Source organism: Gemmata sp. SH-PL17, from assembly GCF_001610855.1.
Lineage (GTDB): Bacteria > Planctomycetota > Planctomycetia > Gemmatales > Gemmataceae > Gemmata > Gemmata massiliana.
Genome location: NZ_CP011271.1, coordinates 3,569,620 through 3,593,143, shown reverse-complemented (window position 1 = coordinate 3,593,143; position 23,524 = coordinate 3,569,620). Strand labels below are relative to the sequence as shown.

Genomic DNA, 23,524 nt, shown 5'->3' with positions numbered 1-23,524 from the left:
TGAGATACTACCCGATTACGCCCCGAAACACAGCCCGGCGCACACGGACTCGACCGACCGGTTACAATGGGACGTCGCCACCGATTCGAGGATCGTGATGGACCCCCAAGAAGTGCAGACCCCGGGCGGGATCGTACACACCTACCAGGGGTACGACCCGGTGAACTTCCCCAGCCCCACCGCCCCGCCGCCGGACATGGTTTCGCCGCTCATGGAGCACATGCTCCGGTTCGGTGACGTCGACGAGTTCACCGCAGAACAGTTGGCCAACGCGATCCACATTGATGCGTCGCAGATCGCGGGATTGGGGCCGAGCATCGACGCCCTCAAGGAAATGCTCCTCGAACGCAAGCGGAAGATCCTCGCGACCTACGAAACCAAAGCCGCACAGAAGGCCGCGGCGACCGCGTTCCGCGACGCGGCACAAGACGTGAACCCGCCGAAGAAACTCGCGGCCGATTTCCGACGCGCCATCAAGGACGAGCAGCTCGCGGACCTCGAATCTCTGTACTTCCGTGCGGGGGACGATCGCTCAGCTTTCGCGCAATCGCTGGTGCCACTCGTCGAGCGCCTCGGTGACAAGTATCAGGTGGACGAACTCGCCGGGAAGTACGAGTTCACGGGCCGAGAGAAAATGAGCGTCCCCACTGCGCTCGAAGTGAAAGAAGAACTGGAAACAATCGATGAACTGTTGAAGCAACTCGAAGAGGCGAAAAAATCGCCCGCCCAACTCGCGATCATCGATCTGGAGGAACTCGAACAGTTCGCCGAACCGGGCGACATCGAAGGACTCCAGGCGCTCCAACAGCAGGTCGAGGACTACATTCGCGAACAGGCCGAAAAGCAGGGGGTCGAAGGGGACGGGAGCGGAAAGTTCAAACTGACGCCCAAAGCGCTCCGGCTGTTCCAGTCGAAAGTGCTCACGCAGATCTTCAGCGAACTCCAGGCATCGCGGACCGGGCGCCACCCCGACGCGGTGACGGGCGAAGGCGCCGTCGAATCGCCCAAAACGAAGCCCTACGAGTTCGGCGACTCCGTCGCGCAGATGGACATCCCGGCCAGCATGGTGAACGCGCTCTTACGCGCCGGACCGGGACTTCCAGTGAAGATGAAACCCGACGACATCGTGATTCACCACACGCGGGTGAACCCGAAGGCCGCGACCTGCGTGCTGCTCGACATGAGCGGCTCGATGCGCTACGACGGCCTCTACGTGAACGTGAAGCGCATGGGCCTCGCGCTCGACGGCCTCATCCGGACCGAGTACCCGGGCGATTTCCTCCAGTTCATCGAGATGTACACGTTCGCGAAACCGCGCCACCTCTCGGAGGTCGCGGGGCTGATGCCGAAACCGGTCACGATCTTCAGCCCGGTGGTGCGGCTCAAGGCCGACATGAGCAACCCGGAAACCAGCGAGTTCCGCATCCCGCACCACTTCACGAACATCCAGCACTCGCTCCAAACCGCGCGCCGGTTCCTCGCGAACCAGGACACCCCGAACCGACAGGTGGTGCTCATTACCGACGGGCTGCCCACCGCGCACTTTGAAGGCAGCATGTTGTACATGCTCTACCCGCCGGACCCGCGCACCGAAGAAGCGACCATGCGTGAGGCGCTGCTCTGTGCCCGCGAAGGGATCACGATCAACATTTTCCTGCTGTCGAACTGGAACCAGTCGCAAGAAGACGTGCAGTTCGCGTACAAGATGGCGCAAGCGACGAAGGGCCGCGTCGTGTTCACCGCGGGGCGCGACCTGGATCGCTACGTGATCTGGGACTACATCAAGCGGCGCAAGCAGATCATCTCAGGGTGAGAATGCACAAGACTTTTTGACAGGATTAACAGGATCAACAAGATCTGCCCCGCCGGGGACACAGAACAGCGGAGCTTGTGGGGCGACGGACGAGGCGGTACCGTACACATCCTGATGTCCCCACATGCAATGAGAGCGGTATGGTGGTACGTCGCATGAAGGTCGTTTACAAGATTACTTATCCAAACGGGAAGATTTACGTCGGTAAAGACCTCACTGATAGCATTAACTACTTCGGTAGCGCCTCGGATGCGCTGATCGCGCAAGATTTCACCCGCGAACAGCGGCGAGATTTCACGATCCGGAAGGAGATACTGTGGGAATCGGACACGGCAACAGACCGAGAAGTTAGCGCGAAAGAACTGGAATTCATTCTGGAGTTTCGAGCAAACGATCCGAATATCGGCTACAATCGTTGGCCGAAATTCGTATTACGAACAACGGCTTGCGCGTGACATTTACGATTGCCAGTCTAACCACTCTTAATCCTGTTAGTCCTGCCAAAAACCTTCACTGCTTCTGGCGCGACATCTCCACTTCCTTCGCCAGACCTTCCTTGTCGTTGAATTCGACGACTGACACCGCTTCCGCGTCGATGTGAACGTCCGCGGTTCGCGGCGCGTACTCCAGTCCGAGCACGTCCACCACGGTGGGATGAACCTGCGGGCGCTCCGGCGACACGAAGTAGCCGTGGACCTCGAGTGCTTCGGCCCGGTACTCGTCGTACCGCATCAGCAGCGCGTGGAGCTTCTTCAAGCGATAGTGCGGGACGGTCGCGTACATGTGGTGCGGCAGGTGGTAATCCTGGCCGAACGGGAACACCGCGAAGCGGATGAACGGTGCAACGAGGAACGTCCGCGTGTTGTTGATCCACCCGCGCCCGCCGTTCCCGTGCTGCACCAGTTGGCGCAGGATCATAAAGAACGCGAACGCGGTGAACAGCGGCACCACCCACAGTAACAGGAAGTACGGCACGGCCGGCGCGCCGGTCAGTTTGGTGGCGACCACGAGCGACGTGAGCAACAGCGTGATGAACCCGACCCGCAACGCGGAGGTGTACCGCGCATGGATGACGGGTCGAAGTTTGCTCTGGTGGTACTTATGGTCCGGGAGCTTCATAAACACAGCAACAACAACGATCCACATCGCGAAGGCCGTCACCGGCATCACCCACCAGTCGTCCGTGAGGTAGAAGAGTGTCGTGAGCGCTGCCACAGTTGCGAGTAGGTACAGGATGCCGACTCGAACCGCTCCCTTCGAGGGTTTCTGACCCTTAATCATGTAGGGGTTCTTGTCGGTTCCGGTCGCGTTGTACTGTGCGCGGATGCGCATGAAGCGGATCAACCGAAACGGCGATAGTTGCCACGTGAATGCCCGAATCACGTCGCGTCGGGCGAGCGGGAACCCGAGCCAGTGGCCGCTGGTTTTGAGCTGCGACACGTCCGGGTCGCGGTCGGGGTCGTTGACGAACTGGTGGTGCGCGAGGTGCTGGAGCCGGTAGTGGTAGATGCTCGCGAACAGCGGGAACATCGTGAACAAGTCCGACGCGAGATCGTTCACGAACCGGTTGCGGAACAGGATGTAGTGCGAGCCTTCGTGCGCGAGTCCGCTAAGTTGGTGCTGCCCGGCTCCCACAAGCACAATCGCGACCAGCGCAATGGGCACATTCGCCCACCACCCGATCCCGAAGTCTTCCCGGTTCTCGAAGAACCACACTGCCCCGCCGATTACGAGAGCGAGGTACAGATACGTCCGAACGACGAACCACCAGTTCCGGACGTTGTCCGTTCGGCGCAGCTCCTGGAGCGCGGCCTTCAGCTCCGGATCAGAAAGCGTTTTAACGGGCGCGTCGATGGTGCTCGTGCTCATAAGCGGTCACTTCGGGTCTTCGAGGCTCGTCATCAGTGTGCGGTACGTTTCCTCGTCGATCTGGTCGGCGAGGAACTTGTACGTCACGAGGTACTTCACGATGCGCCGTTGGTCCCAGTCGAAGCGCGCCGGGTCGATCACGTTGCGGTCGAGCCGGGAGTTATCGGCCAGGTCCGAGAGTTTCACCTGCCGGGCGATCGCATTACCCTTCAACCGAATCACGTAATCGGCATATTGCGCGCCGTGTGGCCGAGTCAGGCACTCCACCGCTTCCAGAATCGGGGCCGCAAACCCTTCGGTTTGCAAGTGGGCGAGCGTGACGTCGGTGTCTTCCACGAGATCGTGGAGCACGGCCGCGATGCGCACGTTCGGGTCGTTTACCGCGAGTGCCACCCGGAGCACGTGCAGCAAATACGGTTGGCCCTCTTTATCGACCTGCCCCGCGTGCGCGGAAGCCGCGAGTTGCACCGCCCGGTCGAACGTGGCCATCCGTAGTCCCTCACGTCGTTCGTGTCACGCTGAAAACAAACCCAGTTTTACGAGTACAGTTTCTTCACCTTGCGCGCGAGGAGCCAGTTCGTGAGCCGCGGGAAGTAGCGGTTGAAGCGCAACAGGCGTTTCGCCTCCGAACCCAACACCGTCTCGGTGCGGTTCTTCTGGACCGCGTCGATGATTTTCGCGGCGAGGTACTCGGGGGTCATCCCCTCCTGGAACCGCAAATCGGCCTTGCCGTCGCTACGGAGCCAGTTCCGGTCGAACCCGCTGTTCGTCATCCCGGGCACGATCGTCAGTACGTCAATATCGAACCGCTCGAACTCGCCGCGCCACGCCTCGGACATCCCCACCAGCGCGAACTTGGACGCGGAATACTCGGGCCACGCGGGCATCCCCTTCCGCCCGCACATGGACGTCACGTTCACCACCGCGGACTGGTTCCCGCGCATCAGGTGCGGCACGGCCAGTCGCGTTAACTCGATGGGGGCGAAGAAGTTCACTTCCATCACGGTGCGACAAATCGCTTCCGTCGAGTCGGCAAAGTGCCCCCAGCTCCCGACGCCCGCGTTGTTCACGAGCAGATCGAGCCCGCCGAACGCACCCACCGCGTGATCGACCAGCCGTTGTCGGTCGTCGGCTTTGGTAACGTCGGTCGGTACCGCGACCGCCTCGCCGCCCGCGGAGCGAATCGCGGCGGCCAGTTCATTCAGTTTATCCGTGTTGCGCCCCGCGAGCGCGACGCGCGCCCCCGCTTTTGCCAGAGCTTTTGCGACCGCGCCGCCGATTCCGCCGCTCGCGCCCGTCAGAATCGCCCGTTTGCCCATCAGTTCGCGCTGCATTTCAGCCCCTCGCGTTTCACTCAGTTTAAACGACGAGGGGGATCCGGGCGCCCGCGCCGGGACAAAGCACCGGGTCGGAATCCCTTGACCCGCCCTCTCAAATTGCGCTGACGGTACAACCGGAATCGAGGTTGGGCTTCCCAACCCGATTTTCGGCCCGGTATCATGTCCCACTTCCTCACTCGCACCAGGGACGGTGTCATGCGCTGGCTGCTCATCGGCTACATGTTCCTGTTCATCGAGCGCCCGTTTGAAGTGTGGACGTGGCTCGGCGACCTGCACATCGAGCGCATCTACATGCTGTTCATGCTCGGCGTGTGGGTCATCTACCCGAACAAGCGGTTCCTGCCGAACGTCCAACATGGCGCGTACGTCGCGTTCGTGAGTGCGGTGCTGTTCGCGTGGGCGATTAGCCCGTGGTCGGCCTACGGCCAGCCGGTGGTCGAGGACTGGCTCAAGATCGTCGTCTTCTACGTACTGCTCGTGACGTGCGTCCACGACGAAGAGGGGCTCAAGCACATCGCGGTGGGCTTCCTCGCGGTGATGGCGTTCTACCTGCTCCACTCGTTCCGCGAGTACCTGGCGGGCCGGCACACGTACCGCATGGGTATCTCGCGCATGATCGGCGTGGACACCACGCTCGGCGACCCGAACAGTTTCGGGGCCAGCATCGTCTTCGCGCTCCCTCTGGTGGTCGCGCTGTGGAAGTCCGGGATCGGCGGGCGCCTCGGGCGGTGGGCGCTACTCGGGTACGTCGGGCTGTCGTCGCTGTGCATCCTGCTCACGGGCTCCCGGTCGTCGCTGCTCGGGCTTCTCCTCTGGTTTACGATCATCATTTGGGGCACGAAGTACCGCTTCAAGGCCCTGATCGGCTTCGCGCTAATGGCCCCGGTCGCGTTCGTGGCGCTGCCGGAATCGCTCCAAACGCGATTCGAGACGATCATCAATCCGGAGGTCGGCCCCGCGAACGCACGCGAGTCCGGTGAGGGGCGGTATCAGGGGCTCGTGATGGGCTTCCAACAATGGGCGAATAACCCGCTCACGGGCATTGGCCCCGGAGCATGGCGCCCCGCGAACAACACCAAGATCGAGTCGCACAACCTCTACGGTCAGCTCTTCGGGGAAACTGGGTCGGTGGGGGGTGGGGCGTTCATCGGGCTGCTCCTGTGCTTCTGGATCAATCTGCGGATGGTCCGGCGCATCCGGAAGGACGTCCCCGAGTGGCAGAACGATCTCATTTTCACGCTCTCTAGTTCGATCGGGATGGCCGTGTTCCTGCTGCTGTTCATGGGGAACTTCGGACACAACTTGTTCCGGTACACGTGGCTTTGGTACGGCGGGTTCCTCATCATCGCGCGGTACTGTGTCGAACAGCGCCTCGCTGTGTGGGATCCAGAAGCGGAACCAGAGGTCGACGAAGAAATGGAGATGGAACCGGAACCCGAACTCCCGCCGGGGTGGATTCTCCACGGCCCGCACGGGTGAACGGAAACCTACCCCCCGTCCCCCCCCCTAAAGGGAAGGGGCAAAACCAAATGCAAAAATGCCCTCGCCTACTGCTTTCTCCCCTTCCCTTTAGGGAGGGGGACGGGGATAGGTCTGACTTTACTCCCGTCTTCAGCTATTCGCGTCAATTGCTTGCTTCAGACATCCGGTTCCGTGACAATAGGGAAGTTGCGCACCGAACCGACGGACCGCGGCCCGTTCCGGCCGCGCCCACTTCGTTGCGGGTTCGGTGCTGAACGTTGTTCGGAGGCGACCCCTCATGTCCCCCGGCCGCCGCGGTTTGTTACTCTCGGTCGCGTTCTTCGGTTGTGTGTTGTGGCTGTGCCCCGCGAACCGGGTACGCGCGCAACAACCCCTCAGGCCCGTTCCGGGGGGTAACCCGCACCAACTGCAAATGATCCAGGAAAACGACCCGCACGCCGGGCGCCACACCATCTGGCAACGTGATCTCCGGGCCGAACAGATCCGCGATTTGCTCGCCAAATTCGGCAAGGGCGACGGCGACGCGAACAAACAACTCGAAGACCTGATCCGCGATTCGGTGAAGCAGCGGAACCCCCGCGCGAACGACGACCAAGTGGACGCGGCCATCAAGCGCATGCTGGCAGACAAAGAGTTCATGAAACGGATGACGGACCTCGCGCAAAAGCACAAGAACGAGAACCCCAACCAGAACCCGAACGAGCTCCCCCGGCTCACGCCCGAAGACCTCGAGAAACTCAAGAACCTGCGGCCGAACGGCAACAACGGGGCCGATCCGTTCAAGCTGCCCAAGATCGACCCCAACACGGTCAACCCGAACGACCCGCCGCGCTTCGATCCCAACACCGGGCGCCCGACCGCCCCCAACCAGGGCCTGCCGAAAATCGCTCAAGCCCCGCCACCCAATATGGGCGGCCCGCCCGTGCCCCCGCCGATGATCGACCCGAAGACCGGCCAACCGGTCCCGCCAATGAACCCGGACGAGCGGCAGCCGTTCGACCCCGAGAACCCGTTCGGTAACCGCCCCGATTCACCGGAAAAGACGGCTAAAACGAAAACCGTCGAGACCGCGACCGCCCTCTGGGAAAAGAACGTCGGTCCCATCGACGAGTCGCCCGCGGTCAAGCGCGCGCTCCTCGACCTCGTGAACGACCCCGACGCGATGAACGCCCTCACCGACAGCAAGGGCAACAGCCTCTTTGACATGTTCAAAGAAGGTGGCGACGGCGAGGGTATGAAGGATCTGTTCGGCGGCGCAGAGGGCAAGGGCTGGGAGTGGCCGAAACTCGACCTGGACTTCAACTGGAGCCGGAGCGATCGCAACTTTAACGTCCCCGAGAGCAGCAACCGCAGCCGGTGGCCCGATATGTCCATGCCGGACCGGTCACGCGGTGGGTCCGGGTCGTCAATGGGCGGGATGGGCTCGTTCGACTTCGGCGGGGTTCAGGTGCCCTGGCTAATTATGCTGATCCTGTTCGCACTGGTCCTGACAGCGGTGCTGTGGTGGAAGTGGGCCGCGATCTTCCCCGCTTCTGATCGGGCAGTTCGGTCCCCCGACGGCCTCGGGGCGTGGCCGCTCGACCCGCGCTCGATCAACACCCGAGAAGATGTGGTGAAAGCGTTCGAGTACTTGAGCGTCCTCATTTGTGGACCCGGCGCGAAGACGTGGACGCACTCCACGATCGCCGACGAGTTGACACAGTTGGCCCGAACGCACGGTGAAACCGCTGTGAAACTGGCCCGGCTCTACGAACTGGCCCGGTACGCGCCGCTCGACGAGCCGCTGACGCGGGCCGAGGTGCTCGAAGCCCGGCGCTTGGTTTGTGACCTGGCGGGAGTGGACGAGGCATGAGATCGCCGATCCGTTTTCGTGGCCCGCTGATCGTCGCGGGCGCGCTGGCCGTAACTCTGGTCGCGGTTCCGAGCGCCGGCGCCCAGCCGAACCGGTTCCCGGAACCGCCCCCGCCCCAAATCTCGATCCCCGCAGGGGGAACCGAACTGTTCCGCGCCCTCTTGGACCGCGAACGAATCGATCCGGTCCGGGCGTTTGATGCGCACCGCAGCATCGACCGCAATACGATCGTCATCGCCCTCGGGATCCCGGAGTCGGGGGACTGGAGCGAATCGCTCGCGCAGGTTCGGCGCGCGATCAGCGTCGGTGGGGCCGCGCTGATCGCCACCGACAGCGGGGTGCGATTGTACGAGCACAACATCAATCCCCACACCAACAACCCGATCGGGCTGTTCTCCGGTCAGGTCGTCATGGCCGACCGACAGAACCCCGAGCACACTTACAGATCAAGGCCCGATTGCCCCCTCGTGGTGCCCGTTTCGCCGGACGAAGTGGACAATGTTCCGGAGCGCCCCGGTCGCGTTTGGAACGTGTTCCGGGGACTGAAGCGCGTCGCGACTAACCAGCCCACGTTCTTCCAACAAACACAATTCAGGCAGGAGTACCAGCACCCGCTCGCGCGGTTGCCCAAATCGTCGCGCACCGACAACTGGCGCCTCAAAGACCCGATCTTCGCGGTCGGCGGGGACGGCCCCGACTGGTTCGGCACGCCCGGCTATTCGTTCCTCGCAATGGCCGATTCCAGCGTGTTCATCAACCAGATGTTGATGGAAACCGACACGGACAACTTGGAACTGACGCTGCGCACCATCGAATACCTACAAGGACCGGATAAATCGCGAAACAAGTGCCTCTTCTACGAGAACGGGCGCGTGATCGAAAAATTCGATGGCTTGCGCCACTCGATGGCGAAGCCGCTGCCGAAGATCCCCCCCGACGCGATGCCCAACATGGGCGGTCTACTTGGAAAGAACCAGGACAAAATCATCGATGTCGCCAACGGCATCGCCGACCAATTTCAAACGAGAGACGAGCTGCACACAAAACTGGTCGGCGAACCCGGCTCGGAGCGCGAACGCAACTCGGCGGCGACCTGGGTCGAACGCGCCTCGATCCTCGCTTCGATCGCGGCGATCCTATTTTTGATCCGGCGGTTGTGGAACGCGCGGCACCCGCAGGACACCCCGCCCGCCCCGATTACTGGTGCCGGAACCGCGTCCACCGGGCCGCCCGGGGTGTTCGACCGGCGCCAAAAAGAATTGGTGCGGCGGAACAACGTCTACGAGCCGGTGCGCCAGTTGACGCGCGAGTTCTTCGCCAGCGCGGGCGCGCCGGAGAACCCGGGACCGCAACTGCCGGACCTGGAAATCTCCGACGCGGTTCGCAAGCCCGGATCGCTCCGCCAGGCACTCCGCGACATGTGGCGCCTCGCCTACGGCCCGCCCACTGCCATGAGCGCGCAGCGCTGGTTCGAGTTGGAACCGTACTTCGAGCGCCTGAAGCAGGCCCACGCGGACGAGAAATGGCGCTTCGTTGGGAACGAAGTGTAAGAAGCGATCGGCGCCCGATTGGTTTTCGGTGCGGTCCGCTTGCTCCGCGAGCGGTTAGTCCCGTTTCCGTCTCCTCGTAGCGAGCCGCGACCGCAAGGGAGCGGAGCTTCCGGTGTGTGGAACCGCGAAGATATACGGGGTGCGCCTCCCGCTCCCTTGCGGTCGCGGCTCGTTTGGTCACTACACGGATCTCGAAACGGGACTAGCTCCTTGTGCCACAACGCCGCGCGAGAAACGGCGCTATGCTTCCTCGCAGTCTCGTCACGGAGCAGACGGACGAATATTCCGCCCCGGCCGACCAATTACGTGCGACGCCACCATGTGCCCGAAACACCAGCGCCCGGTGCAGTTCCCGCTCGCCGAACCGGTCCCTTCGGCCAAAAATATCAGCAAATGTGAGTGAGCGACCGGCGCCCTTTGCGGGTGAGAGACTGTAGACTGCCATTCGTGATCGACACCGACGGGAGCACGGCATGAGTCTGGCCTCGACATCGAACCCCGGCACCCTGGCCCCACCCGCCGACCCGAGGGCCGCGGCCCACGAACTGGCCCAGGAAGCGAAGCAACTCAGCCACAAGGTAACGGCCGAAGTCGCCCGCGTCGTGGTCGGTGCGGAGGACGTGACGCGGCAGTTGCTCATCGCGCTCCTCGCGGGCGGTCACGTGTTGCTCGAAGGGGTGCCGGGCGTCGCGAAAACGACGCTCTCGAAGGTCTTCTCCCGGCTCCTGGGGTGCCAGTACCAGCGCGTGCAGTTCACCCCCGACCTGCTCCCGTCGGACGTGACCGGGACGTCCATCTTCGACCGCAACAAGAATGACTTCGTGCTCCGCAAGGGGCCGCTGTTCACGCAAGTGCTCCTCGCCGACGAAATCAACCGCGCGCCCGCGAAAACGCAATCGGCGCTCCTCGAAGCGATGCAAGAGTACCAGGTCACCGTCGACGGCGTTTCGCTCCCGCTCGCCCTGCCCTTCCTCGTGCTCGCCACGCAGAACCCGATCGAACAAGAGGGCGTGTACCGGCTCCCGGAAGCGCAACTCGACCGGTTCCTGCTCCGCGTTGAAATGGGCTACCCGGGCTTCAAGCACGAAGTGGGGCTGCTGAAGCTCTACAGCAAGCCGGTCGTGGAAGTGCAACCGATGTTCACGCCCGATATGATTATCGGGCTGCAACGGAAGCTTCCCGGCGTGTACGGCGCGGAGTCGCTGTACGAGTACATCGTGCAACTCGCAGAAGAGAGCCGCAAGCACCCGGACGTGGCCCTCGGCGCGAGTCCGCGTGCGGCACTCAACCTGCTCCGCTGTGCGCGGGCGCGGGCGGTGCTCGAAGGCCGACACTTCTTCACACACGAGGACGTGCAAGCGGTCGCGTTCGGCGTCCTCGGTCACCGACTCATCCTGCGCCCCGAGGCCGAAATCGAGGGCAAACACGTGTCCGAAATCGTCCGCGAGATCCTGGACGCGGTCCCCGTTCTGGAAACGGTTTGATGCGAGACGTAACGAGCCGCGACCGCAAGGGAGCGGGAGGCGTTTCCGCTCCCTTGCGGTCGCGGCTCGTTACAAGGAAACCAAAGTCACTTGTAAAATCCCGTACACTAGTATACAATTCCCAATTGCAAGAGTCGCAATTGGAGGTTTACGGTTGTGGCGCGTGTCTCGGATACGTGGGGGCCGTTAAAACAAAGCCACAATTTGGCACCGTTTTGAGCGATATTCGCACCCAACAACTGGGAAATTTGGTCGTAATGTTAACGTTTGTTACCCGCTCGAGTAGCCAACGGAGCGACGGGAAGTCAGAAGTGGCGCCGGAACACCAATACTATCAAGCTGTTAGTGTCAATTGACGCCCCAAAAAACGGGCATAGGACCGTTTCCGGGCCGGAAACGTTAGCATTTGTTAGCCGTGCCCTCGACGGCCCCTCGATCAACGACAAGGACCGATGACGAATGCTTACCGCGCGCGGCTGGTGGTTCGTCCTGATCGTCGGCTTCCTCCTGGTGTTCGGGGCGTTCGTCGTGCCCTACCACACCGCGGTGCCGGCCATTCTCTCCGTCACACTGTTCGTGTGGTTCGTGTGGGAGTGGGTCCAGTTTCACTTCAAATCGAACGCGGCCGTGTCCCGGTTGCGCGTGCGCCGCTGGGTCATGCAGGGCGGGCGCGACGCCCCCATGTTATGGGCCAACGTGCCGTTCGAGGTGCGCGTTCGTGTCAGGCACGACGGCTTCGTCACCATCGACTACGCGGTGGTCGAGGACCGGCTCCCCTCGGGCGCGGACATCATTGAAGGCGAAACCGCGGACCACGCCACGATCGCCCCCGGCGAACCGGCCGACGTGATTTACACGCTCAAGTGCCCCGCACCGGGTGTGCTCCGGTTCGAGGGCGTGAAGGTCCGCGTCGCCGACCTCCACGGGTTCTTCTACCGCCGCGTGTTCCTGCGCGACGCGGTCGAATTCCTTGTACTGCCGCCGCTCATGAACGAGGAGGGCCGGCAGCGCGCCGACAAGAGATTCAACACACTCCCGCCCCCTGGGATTCACCGCCTGCGCCGGCCCGGTTCGGGCGACGAACTGTTGGATCTGCGAGACTACCGCCCCGGTGACCCGCCGAAGATGATCGCGTGGAAGGCTTCGGCCCGCAAAGACAAGCTCATTACGAAGGAATACGAGAGCGACGTACCCGTGCGGTGCGTGCTGTTCCTCGATACCAGCGAGGGCGTGCGTCTGGGTCCACCGGGTAACACGCTCCTCACGCGCATGGCCGGGGTCGCGGCCGTGGTCGCACAAGCTTCGACGGCGAACCGCGACCTCGTGGGTCTAACCACCTTCGACGATCAGACTGTGACCCCGATCGCCCCGGCCCGCACGCAGACGCACACGATCAACGTGATGCGCCGGCTGGCGGAAGTCTCCGCGCTGCAACCCGGAACGAAGGGCGTGCCGGCCGAGCACCTCACGCGCCGCGCGTACCCGCTCGCGCACGAGTTGTACCCGGAACTGATGGCGAAGCCGACAAACTCGATGCCGCTGAGCCGGTTGTGGATTCCGCTCCTCGAAAAGTGGTGGGGCTGGATCGTTCTGTTCCTCCTGGTCGTCCCGCCGTGCCTGCTCGCGTATCGGCTCGGTGGCATGTTCAGCCCCGGCAGCGCACCGCTCCCGACGTGGCTCCAGAAAATCTACGCGAGCTGGATGAGCGGCACGTTCGAGTTCGCGGTCCGCTCCACGCGCGGGATGCAGTGGGCCTTACGCATCGCGGTAGCCCTATTCATCTGGGCCAACCTGCTGTTACTCCCGTCGGTCATTGCGGGGTTGTTCTGGTTCATTCACGGGTTCCGCGGGTGGTTCGGGCCGCGTGCGGGCGAACTCACGCGGCGAAAGCGCTTGTCGGCACTGTTCTCGCTTCAGGACGGTACCGGGCCGGATGCTATCGAGCGCTACGTTCACGACGACGAGGCCTACGCCGAGCGCGTGGCGCAGTTCCTCCAGTACCACCACCTCCGGTGCCCGATCCCGCTCTACGACGAACAAGGGCGGTACCGGTTCCGGTGCGCGGAGAAGGCCGAGGTGCTCGGCGGCGCGATAATTCGGGCCGTGGGCCGCGCACGCGACAACGAGTTGTACGTGATCCTCGCGGATCTCGCCGAACTCGGCCCGGACCTCGAACCGCTCGTGAAAGCGTGCCGCGTGGCCCGCGCGCGACGGCACCACGTCATGGTGATCGTCCCCTGGCCCGCGGACGTGGCCTCGCCGGACGTGGTTCCCGAAGCGGCCGCTCCGGTGCCGGACAAAAAGAAGAAATTCAAGAAGCGCCACCCGGACGATATCGATCAAGCGGCCCGGCACAAGCGCATCACGAAGATCGTGCAGGACAGCCTCACGCGCCAGTACCACGAGTCGTTCCGCCAAATGCGGCGCGCGCTCAGCGGCGTCGGGGCAACGGTAATGCGCGTGAACGACGGCGACCCGGTGCGCCTCGTACTCGACCGACTCGACCGACTCCGCGGGATGAGGAGCCGCCGATGAGTCACCCGACCGAAATTCAGCAAACGGCCGAACCGACCCAGCGGCAGGTGATCGACGTCCTGTTCCGCGACCGGGCCGTGCGCGCGTACACGTTCACCACACTCGGCGCGCTGGCCATGATTTTCATGGTCATGTTCATGAACGGGAGCGACCTGGGCGGCGTACTCGTCGTGGTCTTCGGGGCCGCCGCGCTCGTGCTCCGGTGGACGGCCGCGCCCCCGTTCCTGCTACTGATTATCGCGTACTTCCTGGTGTTCCCGTTCGGCATCCCGGACCTCGGGTCCGAGAACCCCTACGAGATCCGCGAGACGCACTTCCGCGTCGCCGACGTGGTACTCGTGATGGCGATACTCGTTTACCTCCGCGCGCAGTACCGCGTGTTCGGCTTCGTTCACCAGATCGTGCCGTTCGAGAACGTGGTGCGGCGCAAGGGCGACGTCCCCACGCGGCGCCCGCCGGGCCACATCCGGTCTGACGAGATCGCGTGGCTCATCGGGATCGCGGGCGGGGTCGTGATCGTCGGTCAGATCGTGTGGTGGCTGGTAAACTCACTGGATTTCGTGCCGATGGAGGACTTCCCGTTCCGGTGGACCGATAAAAGCTCACTGGTATCCGCGTACCGACGGGCGCCGGTCCCGGGCGAGTTTCGCCCCGGCCAGAACCGGTTCTTCCTAATCGTCGGTGGTATGTTCTTCGGAACGCTCTTGCTGCGCCTCGCGTTCGGGTACTGGCAGCTCCGGACAATGAACGCCGCCGAAGGTGCGATGATCCTGACCGACACGAGTTGGGCGGAATCGCACCGCGAGCGGGTCCGCGTGGAGAAGTGGCGCATCTGGGGGCGCCAGAAGGCCGAGGAAGAGGCGAAACGGGCTGAAATTCGGGCAGAACGCGAAGAACGGGAACACGAAACCCGGCGCTCGAAGCGACGGAACTGAGTACCAAATAAGGGTTCGTCATGAGATTCGCATACTGGAGCCGCGAACTGGCCGGGTGGGGGCTGATCGCCATCGGGCTGTGGCAGTTCTGGAACACCTACGTGCTGCTCACGAACCGGCGCATCTTCGAGGCGGGACCGGCCGCGTTCATCGCGTTCGTCGTTTTCCGCGGCGGGTTGCACCTGCTGAAAGTCGCGGTGGCGGCGCAAGCGGCGCGGTCGCTCGCGGACTCGGCGGTGCCGCACACGCGCAAGGCGAGCCGTATGGCGACGCGCTCGGTCGCCCCCACGTCCGCTAAGTCGGTGATACCGGGGCCGAAGAGTCGCGCGGTAGCAAACGGAGCGGCGGACTAACGTGCCCCACGTTCCCGTACATACGCGCGCGGTCTTTTTCGACGCGGTCGGCACCCTGCTCTTCCCCGAACCATCTGCACCGACGGTCTACGCCGACGTCGCGCAGCGCTACGGACTTCAGCTCGCGCCGAGCGACGTGCGGAGCCGGTTCATCACCGCGTACCGCGTCGAAGAGGCTGCAGACGTTGCGACTCAGTGGGCGACGAGCGAGGAGCGCGAACACGAGCGCTGGCACCGCATCGTGACGCAAACACTTACCGGCGTTTCCGATCCAGAGGCGTGCTACCGCGACCTTTTCGACCACTTCGCGCGCCCCGCCGCGTGGCGCGTGGCACCGGATGCCACAGAAGTGTTCGCGGCACTCCAATCGCGCGGCCTGGTCCTCGGGATGGGGTCCAACTACGACGCTCGCCTATGGCTCGTACTAGCCGGCTTCCCCGAACTCGCGGCTCTCGCGGATCGCGTGGTTATTAGCGCCGCGGTAGGTGTACGAAAACCCGGTACGGGCTTCTTCCAAACAGTGGCACGGATCGCGAACTGCGAACCGAACGAAGTGCTATTCGTGGGCGACGACTTGAATAACGACTACGTCGGCGCGACCACGGCCGGAATGCACGCGATTCTCCTCGATCCGCGCGGGGATCACGCACACATTCCGCACCGCATCACGAAGTTGAGCGAGCTGCTTACCTAACTCGCGCCGCGCATCGGAAACACCGCAGGGCGGGTAGCCCGAATGGTTACTTCCGCTTCTTGGGCTTCTTCGCACCACCAGATTTCGGAGATTTGACGGATTTCGGAGCGGGTCGCAGTTGCTCAAACAACTGCCCCACCTCGACCTCGAACCCGGGTAGCACGTCGCCGCCATCGAGAGTGTCCGTTTCGCTCAGTTCGGTCACGTCATCAGGAGATGTGAAAACTCGCACCGTGCGTTTTCGCGGGTCGATGAACCACACCAGCGCCACTTCGGAAAGGAAGTATTCTTTGAGCTTGCGGTCCATCTCTTCGCGCGTGTTGCCCTCGCTGAGGATCTCGACCGCAAGGTCGGGCGCGAGTTCGGGAACCGGTTCATCGGGCACGCGCCGATCGGGTACACGGTCCCAGTTGGTGAACGACACGTCCGGGATACGAACCAACTTGTCCATCAGTTTGAACGGCCCGTCTGCGCCGAGCACCATACCCAAGTTTCCCCGCGCTTCTGAGTAATTGCTCACGAGGGTACTCAAGCACACGGCAACGAACGACTCCTTCACACCCAGGATCTTTTCGACAAGGGTGCCGTCCACCAGTTCGTAGAGCCGGCGCGTCTTGGTGCGGAGACGCACTACGTCGCGCGCGGTGGCTCTACCGGGCGTGGGTTTCATGCGCACACGATCGGGCGAAATGCTCCCAAGACTGGCAAGCAGATCGCCCACCGATTCAAAATCGGTGCCCGCGAGTTTCGTACTCATCGCGCCCTCCATGAGTGCGCGCCACTCATACCACGACTCAGCTCGCGGGGACAACTTCGGTCGGTACGTCGTCGGTGGGCTTGAGCCGGTCGCGGAGCAGGCGCGACGCGACGCGGTTCACCACTTCGAGGTACGCCAGGGCACTCGCTTCCACCACGTCGAGGCTGACCGCACGGGCGCGCGACCGCTTGCCGGCGTGTTCGATCTCGATGTTGACTTCACCCAGTGCGTCCATGTCCTGGCTCACCGACCGCACGCGGTAGTCCACCACCTTCACCTCCGCGCCGGTGATGCGGTTGATCGCCTTGATGAGCGCGTCGATGGGACCGTTCCCGATGGCCGCGTCGCGGCGCACGGTGCCGTCAAGGTGCTTCAGCGTGACCGCGGCCGAAGTCTGCGACCCGGTGCCCGCGGTGCTGGTGAAGCCGACGAGCGTCCACAAGTTACCGGTGCCGGCCTGGAGTTGGTTCTCCGCCAGGGCTTCGATGTCCGCGTCGTAGATCTCCTTCTTCTTGTCCGCGAGCTTCTTGAACTCCTCGAACACGCGGTTCAGTTGCTCCTCAGTGAGTCGGTACCCGAGATCGGTGACGCGCTGCTTGAGGGCGTGCCGGCCGCTGTGCTTGCCCAGCACCAGTTCCGTTTGCGGGATGCCCACGTCTTCGGGCTTCATGATCTCGTAGGTGCTGCGCTCCTTCAGCATCCCGTCCTGGTGGATACCGGCTTCGTGGGCGAAGGCGTTCTGGCCGACGATGGCCTTGTTCCGCTGCACCTGTTGGCCGGTGATGTGCGCCAGTTTCCGGCTCACGGGGTACAGGTGCCGCGTGTTAATCCCGGTCGCGAGTTTGTAGAAGTCGGAGCGCGTGTGCAGCGCCATCACCACCTCTTCGAGCGAGGTGTTCCCGGCCCGCTCGCCGATGCCGTTGATGGTGCATTCTACCTGACGCGCGCCCTCGCCCAGCGCCGCCAGGCTGTTAGCGACGGCGAGGCCCAGGTCGTTGTGGCAGTGGACCGAGAGGACGCACTTGTCGATCCCGCGCACGTGCTGCTTCAGGTGCCGGATGATGGCCGCGTAGTGCGTGGGCACCGCGTACCCGACCGTGTCCGGGATGTTGAGCGTGGTCGCGCCGGCCTCGATCGCGCGCTCAACGACTTCCGCCAGGAAGTCGAGTTCGGTGCGGGCCGCGTCCTCGGGCGAGAATTCCACGTCCGCGCACCGGTCGCGGGCGCGCTTCACGCCCTCGACGGCCCGTTTCGCGACCTCTTCCGAGGTCATCCGGAGCTTGAACTCCCGGTGGATCGCACTGGTTGCGAGGAACACGTGGATGCGCGGCTTCGAGGCGTCTTTCACCGCGTCGGCGGCGCGATCGATGTCGGTCGGGTTGCACCGGGCCAGCCCCGCGATGATCGGGCCGTGGATCTGCCGCGCGATGGCCTGCACGCTCTCGAAGTCGCCCGGCGACGCGATCGGGAACCCGGCCTCGATCACGTCCACGCCGAGGTCCGCAAGCGCGCGGGCCATCTCCAACTTCTCGGGAAGGTTCATGCTGCACCCGGGGCTCTGTTCCCCGTCGCGCAGCGTGGTGTCGAAGATGATGACGCGGTTCGGATCGGTCGGCACAGGCATGAGTAACTCCAGAAACAGAAACGGCCCCGGAACTCAGTTCCGGGGCCGCTGCAACCTCGTGGATCGAATCACTTTGGATCGAAACGCGAAGAAGACCGGCCCCGCGGCGGTCCAAGAAGTCGAATGTCGAGGAGCAGCGGCAAAACGGTCATCGGGGTTCCGTCTCGTTCGGGTTGATCTACCGGCAGTGTACGGCGCGAAACGCTACGGATCAACAGGAAGCGTTCACGTAATCTCTTCACACACGCGAACGCGGGCCAAAGGCGACTATTTAATGTCGTCGAGAGCCTTAGCGACGGCCTCGCGCACCAGCCCTTCTGTATCGAACCGAAGACCAGTGAGGGTCTTCTTCGTCGCCGGCGCGGTGTTCTCGTCGACGAGTAACGGGACCAGCGCGACGGCCCGGGCACGCACCACCGGGCCTTCGGTCATCGCGCCTGCGATCGTCAGCACGCCCTTCAGTGCGAGTTTCTTGTTTTTCAACGGCGCAACGTGGCCCAACGCACACTCCCTCAACGTCACCGACGGGTTGCCTAACATTGCAATAACGGCCTGGTTCACGCGCTGATCGTCGGGGGCAATTGCCGCAAGGGCGCCAACGGCTGCACACACAGACGTCCGGGCCTTACCATTCTCAATGGTGCCCGGCTCTTTGCTGGCTACGGGAACGAGGGCTGTTGCGTGAGCCAAAATTAACGGCGCAAGTGGTTCCGCGTGTGCCCCCAGTTTAGCCGCCGCCCGGAAGTGTTCGTCACGTTTGTCGATCACGATTCCGAGTGCCAATTTGTAAATCGGCTCATCAACCTTCTTGAGGGCGTCCGCCGCGGCCGTGCGGACCGAGGTATTCGAGTCCAACATCCCTTCGCAGAGAATGCGGCGATGCCCCTTAGCCTTCTCCCCCAACTCACCCAGGGCCTTGTAAGCCGAAGTTCGAGTGGCAATCGTCTTACTCTTCGTGTCCTCGCGGAGCTTCGCAATGAGCGCTTTAGTTTCGGGAGTCAGATCGTCTTCTGCGCGGACTGGTGCGAGTAAAAAGGAACCGAGAGTTCCGAGTGCGAGAAGAGCGCGTGTGGTGATACGAGGGGCCGTAACAAGCATGGGCGGCTCAATTAGAACAGGTGGCGGGATAAAACAGACGTATAGTACCGCTTAATATTCTCCCGTCAACCCCTCTACCGCGCCCACTCAATTTGGCACACGTCTCGCGCCCACTCCAACCCCACAATTGAGACCAAACAAGTACCGGATCGAAGGTGACGCGCCCGAGGAGCGATTACGGTTTATCTTTCAACCGGTCCAGTGCCTCTTTAGCCATCTTGGTGGGTTGCGCGTCGGGGTGCCCGGCCGCAAGTTCCTTCAGGGTCGCCACCGCGTCCGGCGTTCCGAAGAATTCCAGGAGCGAAATCGCGCGAACGGCTCGCGTCCACTTCCGCTTGGGGCACCCGACAAACTCCCCGACGTTGAGCCGGTCCACCTTGTGCTCGGCCCACCACGACCCTTCGGCCTGGAAGTTGTACCCTTCTCCCTTTCCGAGTGGCCGCAGGGTAACGGCTTTATTCATCAGGTACTTGTCCAGGTACTCCAAGCTCCGCCCGCTCAGTACCGTGACCAGCCGTTGCCGAGCCGGGGCTTCTGTGACTTGGTCCATCAGGTCTACCAATTCGATCGCCAGGCGCGGGTCTTGGTATTCCAACTCGTAAAAGGCGCCCTTCCACACCGCCTCCTTGTCGCTCCCCAAGTCGGTCAGGAGTTGCTGAACTCGTTCCTTCGTCAGTTTCAAGGGCTTCAGGTGCTCGCGCAGGTAAGGAACGGCGTCCTTCGGGCGCCCCGCGAGCGCCAGAAGTGCTTTCGATGCGTCCGGCTCGCCTTTCTCCAAATCGGCCCACTGAGCGTCGAGCAGTTTACGCACCGCCGCCGGATCGTTCGGAACGGGAGCGGCGGTCGTAAACGGTGTAGTTGGGGCAACGAACCAGAGAGCTAATAGAGCGTAGTGCATCGCGGTCCTCCGGAGTTGTGGGAGCATCCTACCAGAGACGCTTTCGCGGTCACAGTATTTCGGAACCGTACCGAATTGGATCCGAGAACACTTGGCTAAACTGAGGGCAACGTGCGACTACCCCGGCGCATAGGTGCCCGGGGATGTTCGCGTAACCGCTCGGAACTGCTTGTAAAAGCGGCTCAGATCCCCGAATCCGACGTCGAACCCGACCTGTGCGATTTTGTCCCCAGCGAGCAACTTCATAATCGCGTGCAGCACCCGTAAGCGGTGCCGATACACGCGGGGCGGGACACCGTAATCGCGCTTGAACGCCCGACTGAACTGCGCGGGGCAAACGTGAAGTGTTTGGGCCAATTCGGACAGTGGCACGGCCGAGTCGAAGTGTCGATCGATCACGTTTTTGCACGCGGAGCCAAGCGCGGTTGGGGTTTGCGATCGGCTGATCTGAATCGACTTCCCCGCACCCGCGACCAGCGCCGCAATCACTTCGGGCGTTTCTGGACATGGGTCTGTTGGTGCTTCAAACAGAATTGGTTCGTTCCCGACGCCTTCGGGAAACGGGCCGCTGCAAAAGACACCCGTCGAAACGCAGTGGAACTCCTGAAATTGAAGTTCCACCAGTGAATAGGGCGGGAGGAACCAACAGAACCGATCGAACGGCACCCACGCCACTCCGTCCGCACGCTGGCACCCGATCGCCCCGGCGTCCCGTTCGATCCGCGCGAAGAACCAGTACGGCCCCGTCCCCATCACCGCCCGGTGTGCAACCGGCACCGTGATCTCTTCCGACATTCCGACCAACCCACCGCGAACAAATCGAACCTTACGACGGATGTGAACCGTGTCACGGTCCGAATCAAATGCGGGCAGGTTTGGAATGTTCATGTGCGTCACACGGAAGGAGGGCTATCATTGTAGAACCCGCACCGGCTGCCTCGCTCGGTGGTCGGAACGGGTTCGCGTCGCCCGCGTAATACTTGACAGCACGTGAGATCGAGTTACCCTTAATCCACGTGGGATTCGTGCGGTACCGAGATCGTTGACCTCATGACGCGGCTCGTTGTCACGCTGTTGCTGATACCGAGTGTGCTGCTCACGCAGCTCGCTGCGGCGCCGCACGTCCACACCGGCTCAGAGCAAGAATCGACACAACACTCCCAACCGCACCTCCACTTCCACCTGTTCCGTTCGGCTGCTTCGCACCCGAGTACGGGTTCTCGTTGCGATTGTGGCTCTAACTCTTCGGCAATCCAGGCCGACGAGGACACGCCCTGGGACCACGACGCCGACGCGCTTTACGTCGAAGCTGCAACAGTGGCTCCCGAGCGCGCGAAACAGGATGTGAGTGACAGCCACTTGTACGCGACGCCCGTCGCACAAGTGTTGTCTCTCGACGGCAACGTCCGCGTGTCGGCGCACCTCACGCAGCACAGTGATCGGCTCCGCTCTCAGAACTGCCCGCTGTACCTCCGCTACCTCACGCTCACGATTTAGCCACTCGCACCGGCCCCGCGACTCGTCCCGCGCGTACCGGCGTCACGCCCGGTAGCAGCGCAGGTGGTGTCCACCGAACGCACCCGTCGCTGGGCTGTTCCAACTGTTCGCACAAACCGTTGTTCGTTCCGTGACCGCGCCACGCGCGCGTTCCGGGCCTTCACACCGAGCGCGTCCGACCGCGGCCTGAGTGCCGGTCGCTGCGCACGCACGCGATGCAACGAGGGAACACAATGAGCGAAGTGCTTACTCGCCGAGAACCGGCGTCGGGCGCGTTACCCGCGCGGGTCCGGCGTTGGTGGATCGCGGCGCTACTGGTCCTGGGGCTTGGCGCCGGAGGTGCGGGGGTCATCGCCTCTGGAGCGTTTCGCGCTCCCTCCCCAACCAAACCGGACGACTCCGAAAAACGTGCCGAGAGCGACAAAGACACCATCACGATGCCCAAGGACAAGCAGTCCGCGGCTGGAGTCGATACGGCACTCGTTTCGGCCGCTCCGCTCCGGGTGAATACCTGGCGCACGGGCCGCGTGGCTCTCAACGACGAGCGCGTCGCCCACATCTGCCCGCCGGTCGAAGGGATCGTGCGCGAAGTTCCCGTGCGCCTCGGGCACAATGTCGCGGCCGGCGACGTACTAGCCGTCATCGATTGCCGCGAGCTGAGTTCCCTGAAGCTGGAACTGGTCCGAGCGCGAGCGGCCCTCGCCACCGAGCGCGAAGCGGCCACACGCACCCGAACGACGACCACTAACGCGGCCGAACTGCTCAAGCTCCTTGCTGCCGATACGCCGCTGGGCGAGATCGAGAAAAAGCTGACGGACAAGCCGATCGGTGACTGGCGCGCCCAGCTCTTAGGTGCGTACACGCGGAAGGAGCAACTTCGCACGCAGCTCGCGTCACTCCGGTCCTCGGCCGGTGCCGTGCCCGAATCCGTCGCGCTCAAGGTGCAATCCGAAGCGGACGCGGCTAATGCGACTTACACCAGTCTCGTTGAAGACCTCCGTTATCAGGTGAAGTATCAGGTCCGACAAGCGGAACTCAAGCTCCGTGAAGCGGAAACGGCGGTGGACATCACCCGGGCCAAACTCGTGGCCCTCGGATTGGCCCCTGAAACTATCGACACCCTCGACCCACTCGCGGAAGGCGCGAAGGCGTCGCTGCTCACGATCCGGGCGCCGTTCGCGGGCACCGTGGTCGAAAAACACGTGGTGCTGTCCGAGCGCGTCGGGCCGCAATCGCAACTGTTCGTGTTGTCCGACCTGTCGACCGTCTGGATTCAGGCGGACGTGTTCGAGGCTGACCTGCCCCTGATTCGCAGACTCGCGGGTCGAACGGTCGTGTTCCGTTCGGACTTGGCGGGCATCTCCGAGCGAACGGCGACGGTTGTGTACACCGGCGACGTCATCGACAAATCGTCCCGAACACTGACACTGACGGCCGAAACACCGAATCCCGAGCGAGCACTCAAGCCCGGCACAATGGTCGAGGTCGGGTTCGACACCGGCACGTCCGATCCGGTGATCCAGGTACCCGCGTCGGCGGTCCTCCGTCACGAGAACAAGCCGTTCGTGTTCGTGGTCACCGGCACGGACACGTTCGCCAAGCGCGAAGTGGCACTGGGCCGACAAGCGGGCGAGGCGGTTGAAATAACCGACGGTGTCCGGGTCGGTGAAGCAGTGGTCGTGCGCGGCGGATTCGTGCTCAAGTCTGAGCTGCTCAAAGACCAAATGGTGGGGGAATAAGCGC

20 protein-coding genes are annotated in these 23,524 nt (G+C 63.1%); 12 read left to right on the top strand and 8 right to left on the bottom strand.

Features of this window, described 5'->3' with window-relative positions:
• Nucleotides 1-97: 97 nt before the first annotated feature.
• Together VT84_RS15015 and VT84_RS15010 are read left to right on the top strand one after the other, a co-directional pair.
• Nucleotides 98-1,813, top strand: a complete 1,716-nt coding sequence (locus VT84_RS15015; RefSeq protein WP_082843299.1) for a hypothetical protein — start codon at nucleotides 98-100, stop codon at nucleotides 1,811-1,813.
• A 155-nt stretch (nucleotides 1,814-1,968) separates the two neighbouring features.
• Complete coding sequence (locus tag VT84_RS15010) at nucleotides 1,969-2,268, top strand: GIY-YIG nuclease family protein (RefSeq protein ID WP_052558887.1); 300 nt, start codon at nucleotides 1,969-1,971, stop codon at nucleotides 2,266-2,268.
• Nucleotides 2,269-2,323: 55 nt separating this feature from the next.
• Here the strand turns inward: VT84_RS15010 and VT84_RS15005 are convergent, their stop codons facing one another.
• The 3 genes from VT84_RS15005 to VT84_RS14995 are packed head-to-tail and all read right to left on the bottom strand — an operon-like array spanning nucleotide 2,324 to nucleotide 5,016.
• A complete protein-coding gene (locus tag VT84_RS15005; RefSeq protein WP_052557685.1) occupies nucleotides 2,324-3,682 on the bottom strand; it encodes a fatty acid desaturase family protein in 1,359 nt (452 codons plus the stop codon).
• A 6-nt stretch (nucleotides 3,683-3,688) separates the two neighbouring features.
• Entirely contained in the window at nucleotides 3,689-4,171 is a 483-nt protein-coding gene (locus VT84_RS15000; RefSeq protein ID WP_082840118.1) for an HD domain-containing protein, read from the bottom strand.
• Nucleotides 4,172-4,218: 47 nt separating this feature from the next.
• Nucleotides 4,219-5,016 carry an SDR family NAD(P)-dependent oxidoreductase gene (locus VT84_RS14995; RefSeq protein WP_082840117.1) on the bottom strand — a complete coding sequence of 266 codons (798 nt, stop codon included), beginning with the start codon at nucleotides 5,014-5,016 and terminating at the stop codon, nucleotides 4,219-4,221.
• A gap of 201 nt (nucleotides 5,017-5,217) precedes the next feature.
• On the opposite strand from VT84_RS14995, the gene VT84_RS14990 reads away from it, so the two are divergent.
• The 8 genes from VT84_RS14990 (at nucleotide 5,218) to VT84_RS14955 (ending at nucleotide 15,907) form a co-directional block, all read left to right on the top strand.
• Nucleotides 5,218-6,501 carry an O-antigen ligase family protein gene (locus VT84_RS14990; RefSeq protein ID WP_082840116.1) on the top strand — a complete coding sequence of 428 codons (1,284 nt, stop codon included), beginning with the start codon at nucleotides 5,218-5,220 and terminating at the stop codon, nucleotides 6,499-6,501.
• 280 nt (nucleotides 6,502-6,781) lie between these two features.
• Nucleotides 6,782-8,356: a DUF4129 domain-containing protein gene (locus tag VT84_RS14985; RefSeq protein ID WP_082840115.1), complete on the top strand. Its 1,575-nt coding sequence runs from the start codon at nucleotides 6,782-6,784 to the stop codon at nucleotides 8,354-8,356.
• On the top strand, nucleotides 8,353-9,906 hold the full coding sequence (locus VT84_RS14980; protein ID WP_082840114.1) for a hypothetical protein: 1,554 nt from the start codon (nucleotides 8,353-8,355) through the stop codon (nucleotides 9,904-9,906). The genes VT84_RS14985 and VT84_RS14980 overlap by 4 nt, the downstream gene beginning before the upstream one ends.
• 473 nt (nucleotides 9,907-10,379) lie before the next feature.
• Nucleotides 10,380-11,390 (top strand): AAA family ATPase, encoded by a 1,011-nt coding sequence (locus tag VT84_RS14975; RefSeq protein WP_082840113.1) that lies wholly within the window; start codon nucleotides 10,380-10,382, stop codon nucleotides 11,388-11,390.
• A 459-nt stretch (nucleotides 11,391-11,849) separates the two neighbouring features.
• Nucleotides 11,850-13,925, top strand: coding sequence for a DUF58 domain-containing protein (locus VT84_RS14970; RefSeq protein WP_052557695.1), 2,076 nt, complete (start codon nucleotides 11,850-11,852; stop codon nucleotides 13,923-13,925).
• On the top strand, nucleotides 13,922-14,860 hold the full coding sequence (locus VT84_RS14965; protein WP_052557697.1) for a hypothetical protein: 939 nt from the start codon (nucleotides 13,922-13,924) through the stop codon (nucleotides 14,858-14,860). The genes VT84_RS14970 and VT84_RS14965 overlap by 4 nt, the downstream gene beginning before the upstream one ends.
• Before the next feature lie 20 nt (nucleotides 14,861-14,880).
• Complete coding sequence (locus tag VT84_RS14960; protein WP_052557700.1) at nucleotides 14,881-15,213, top strand: hypothetical protein; 333 nt, start codon at nucleotides 14,881-14,883, stop codon at nucleotides 15,211-15,213.
• 1 nt (nucleotide 15,214) lies between these two features.
• Complete coding sequence (locus VT84_RS14955) at nucleotides 15,215-15,907, top strand: HAD family hydrolase (protein ID WP_082840112.1); 693 nt, start codon at nucleotides 15,215-15,217, stop codon at nucleotides 15,905-15,907.
• A gap of 46 nt (nucleotides 15,908-15,953) precedes the next feature.
• On the opposite strand, the gene VT84_RS14950 is transcribed toward VT84_RS14955, so the two are convergent.
• The 5 genes from VT84_RS14950 to VT84_RS14930 all read right to left on the bottom strand — a co-directional run bounded on the left by VT84_RS14950 (nucleotide 15,954) and on the right by VT84_RS14930 (nucleotide 21,172).
• The gene (locus VT84_RS14950) at nucleotides 15,954-16,664 is read right to left on the bottom strand and encodes a Uma2 family endonuclease (RefSeq protein ID WP_082843298.1); all 711 of its coding nucleotides are present in this window, start codon (nucleotides 16,662-16,664) and stop codon (nucleotides 15,954-15,956) included.
• A gap of 37 nt (nucleotides 16,665-16,701) precedes the next feature.
• Nucleotides 16,702-18,288, bottom strand: a complete 1,587-nt coding sequence (locus VT84_RS14945; protein ID WP_082840111.1) for a 2-isopropylmalate synthase — start codon at nucleotides 18,286-18,288, stop codon at nucleotides 16,702-16,704.
• 267 nt (nucleotides 18,289-18,555) lie between these two features.
• The gene (locus VT84_RS14940; protein ID WP_082840110.1) at nucleotides 18,556-19,386 is read right to left on the bottom strand and encodes a hypothetical protein; all 831 of its coding nucleotides are present in this window, start codon (nucleotides 19,384-19,386) and stop codon (nucleotides 18,556-18,558) included.
• A 175-nt stretch (nucleotides 19,387-19,561) separates the two neighbouring features.
• Complete coding sequence (locus VT84_RS14935; RefSeq protein WP_082840109.1) at nucleotides 19,562-20,284, bottom strand: hypothetical protein; 723 nt, start codon at nucleotides 20,282-20,284, stop codon at nucleotides 19,562-19,564.
• A 117-nt stretch (nucleotides 20,285-20,401) separates the two neighbouring features.
• Complete coding sequence (locus tag VT84_RS14930) at nucleotides 20,402-21,172, bottom strand: AraC family transcriptional regulator (protein WP_052557709.1); 771 nt, start codon at nucleotides 21,170-21,172, stop codon at nucleotides 20,402-20,404.
• 162 nt (nucleotides 21,173-21,334) lie between these two features.
• On the opposite strand from VT84_RS14930, the gene VT84_RS14925 reads away from it, so the two are divergent.
• Nucleotides 21,335-21,781 (top strand): hypothetical protein, encoded by a 447-nt coding sequence (locus VT84_RS14925; RefSeq protein ID WP_052557711.1) that lies wholly within the window; start codon nucleotides 21,335-21,337, stop codon nucleotides 21,779-21,781.
• Between the two features lie 233 nt (nucleotides 21,782-22,014).
• Nucleotides 22,015-23,520: an efflux RND transporter periplasmic adaptor subunit gene (locus tag VT84_RS14920; protein WP_082840108.1), complete on the top strand. Its 1,506-nt coding sequence runs from the start codon at nucleotides 22,015-22,017 to the stop codon at nucleotides 23,518-23,520.
• The last annotated feature ends 4 nt before the right edge of the window (nucleotides 23,521-23,524 follow it).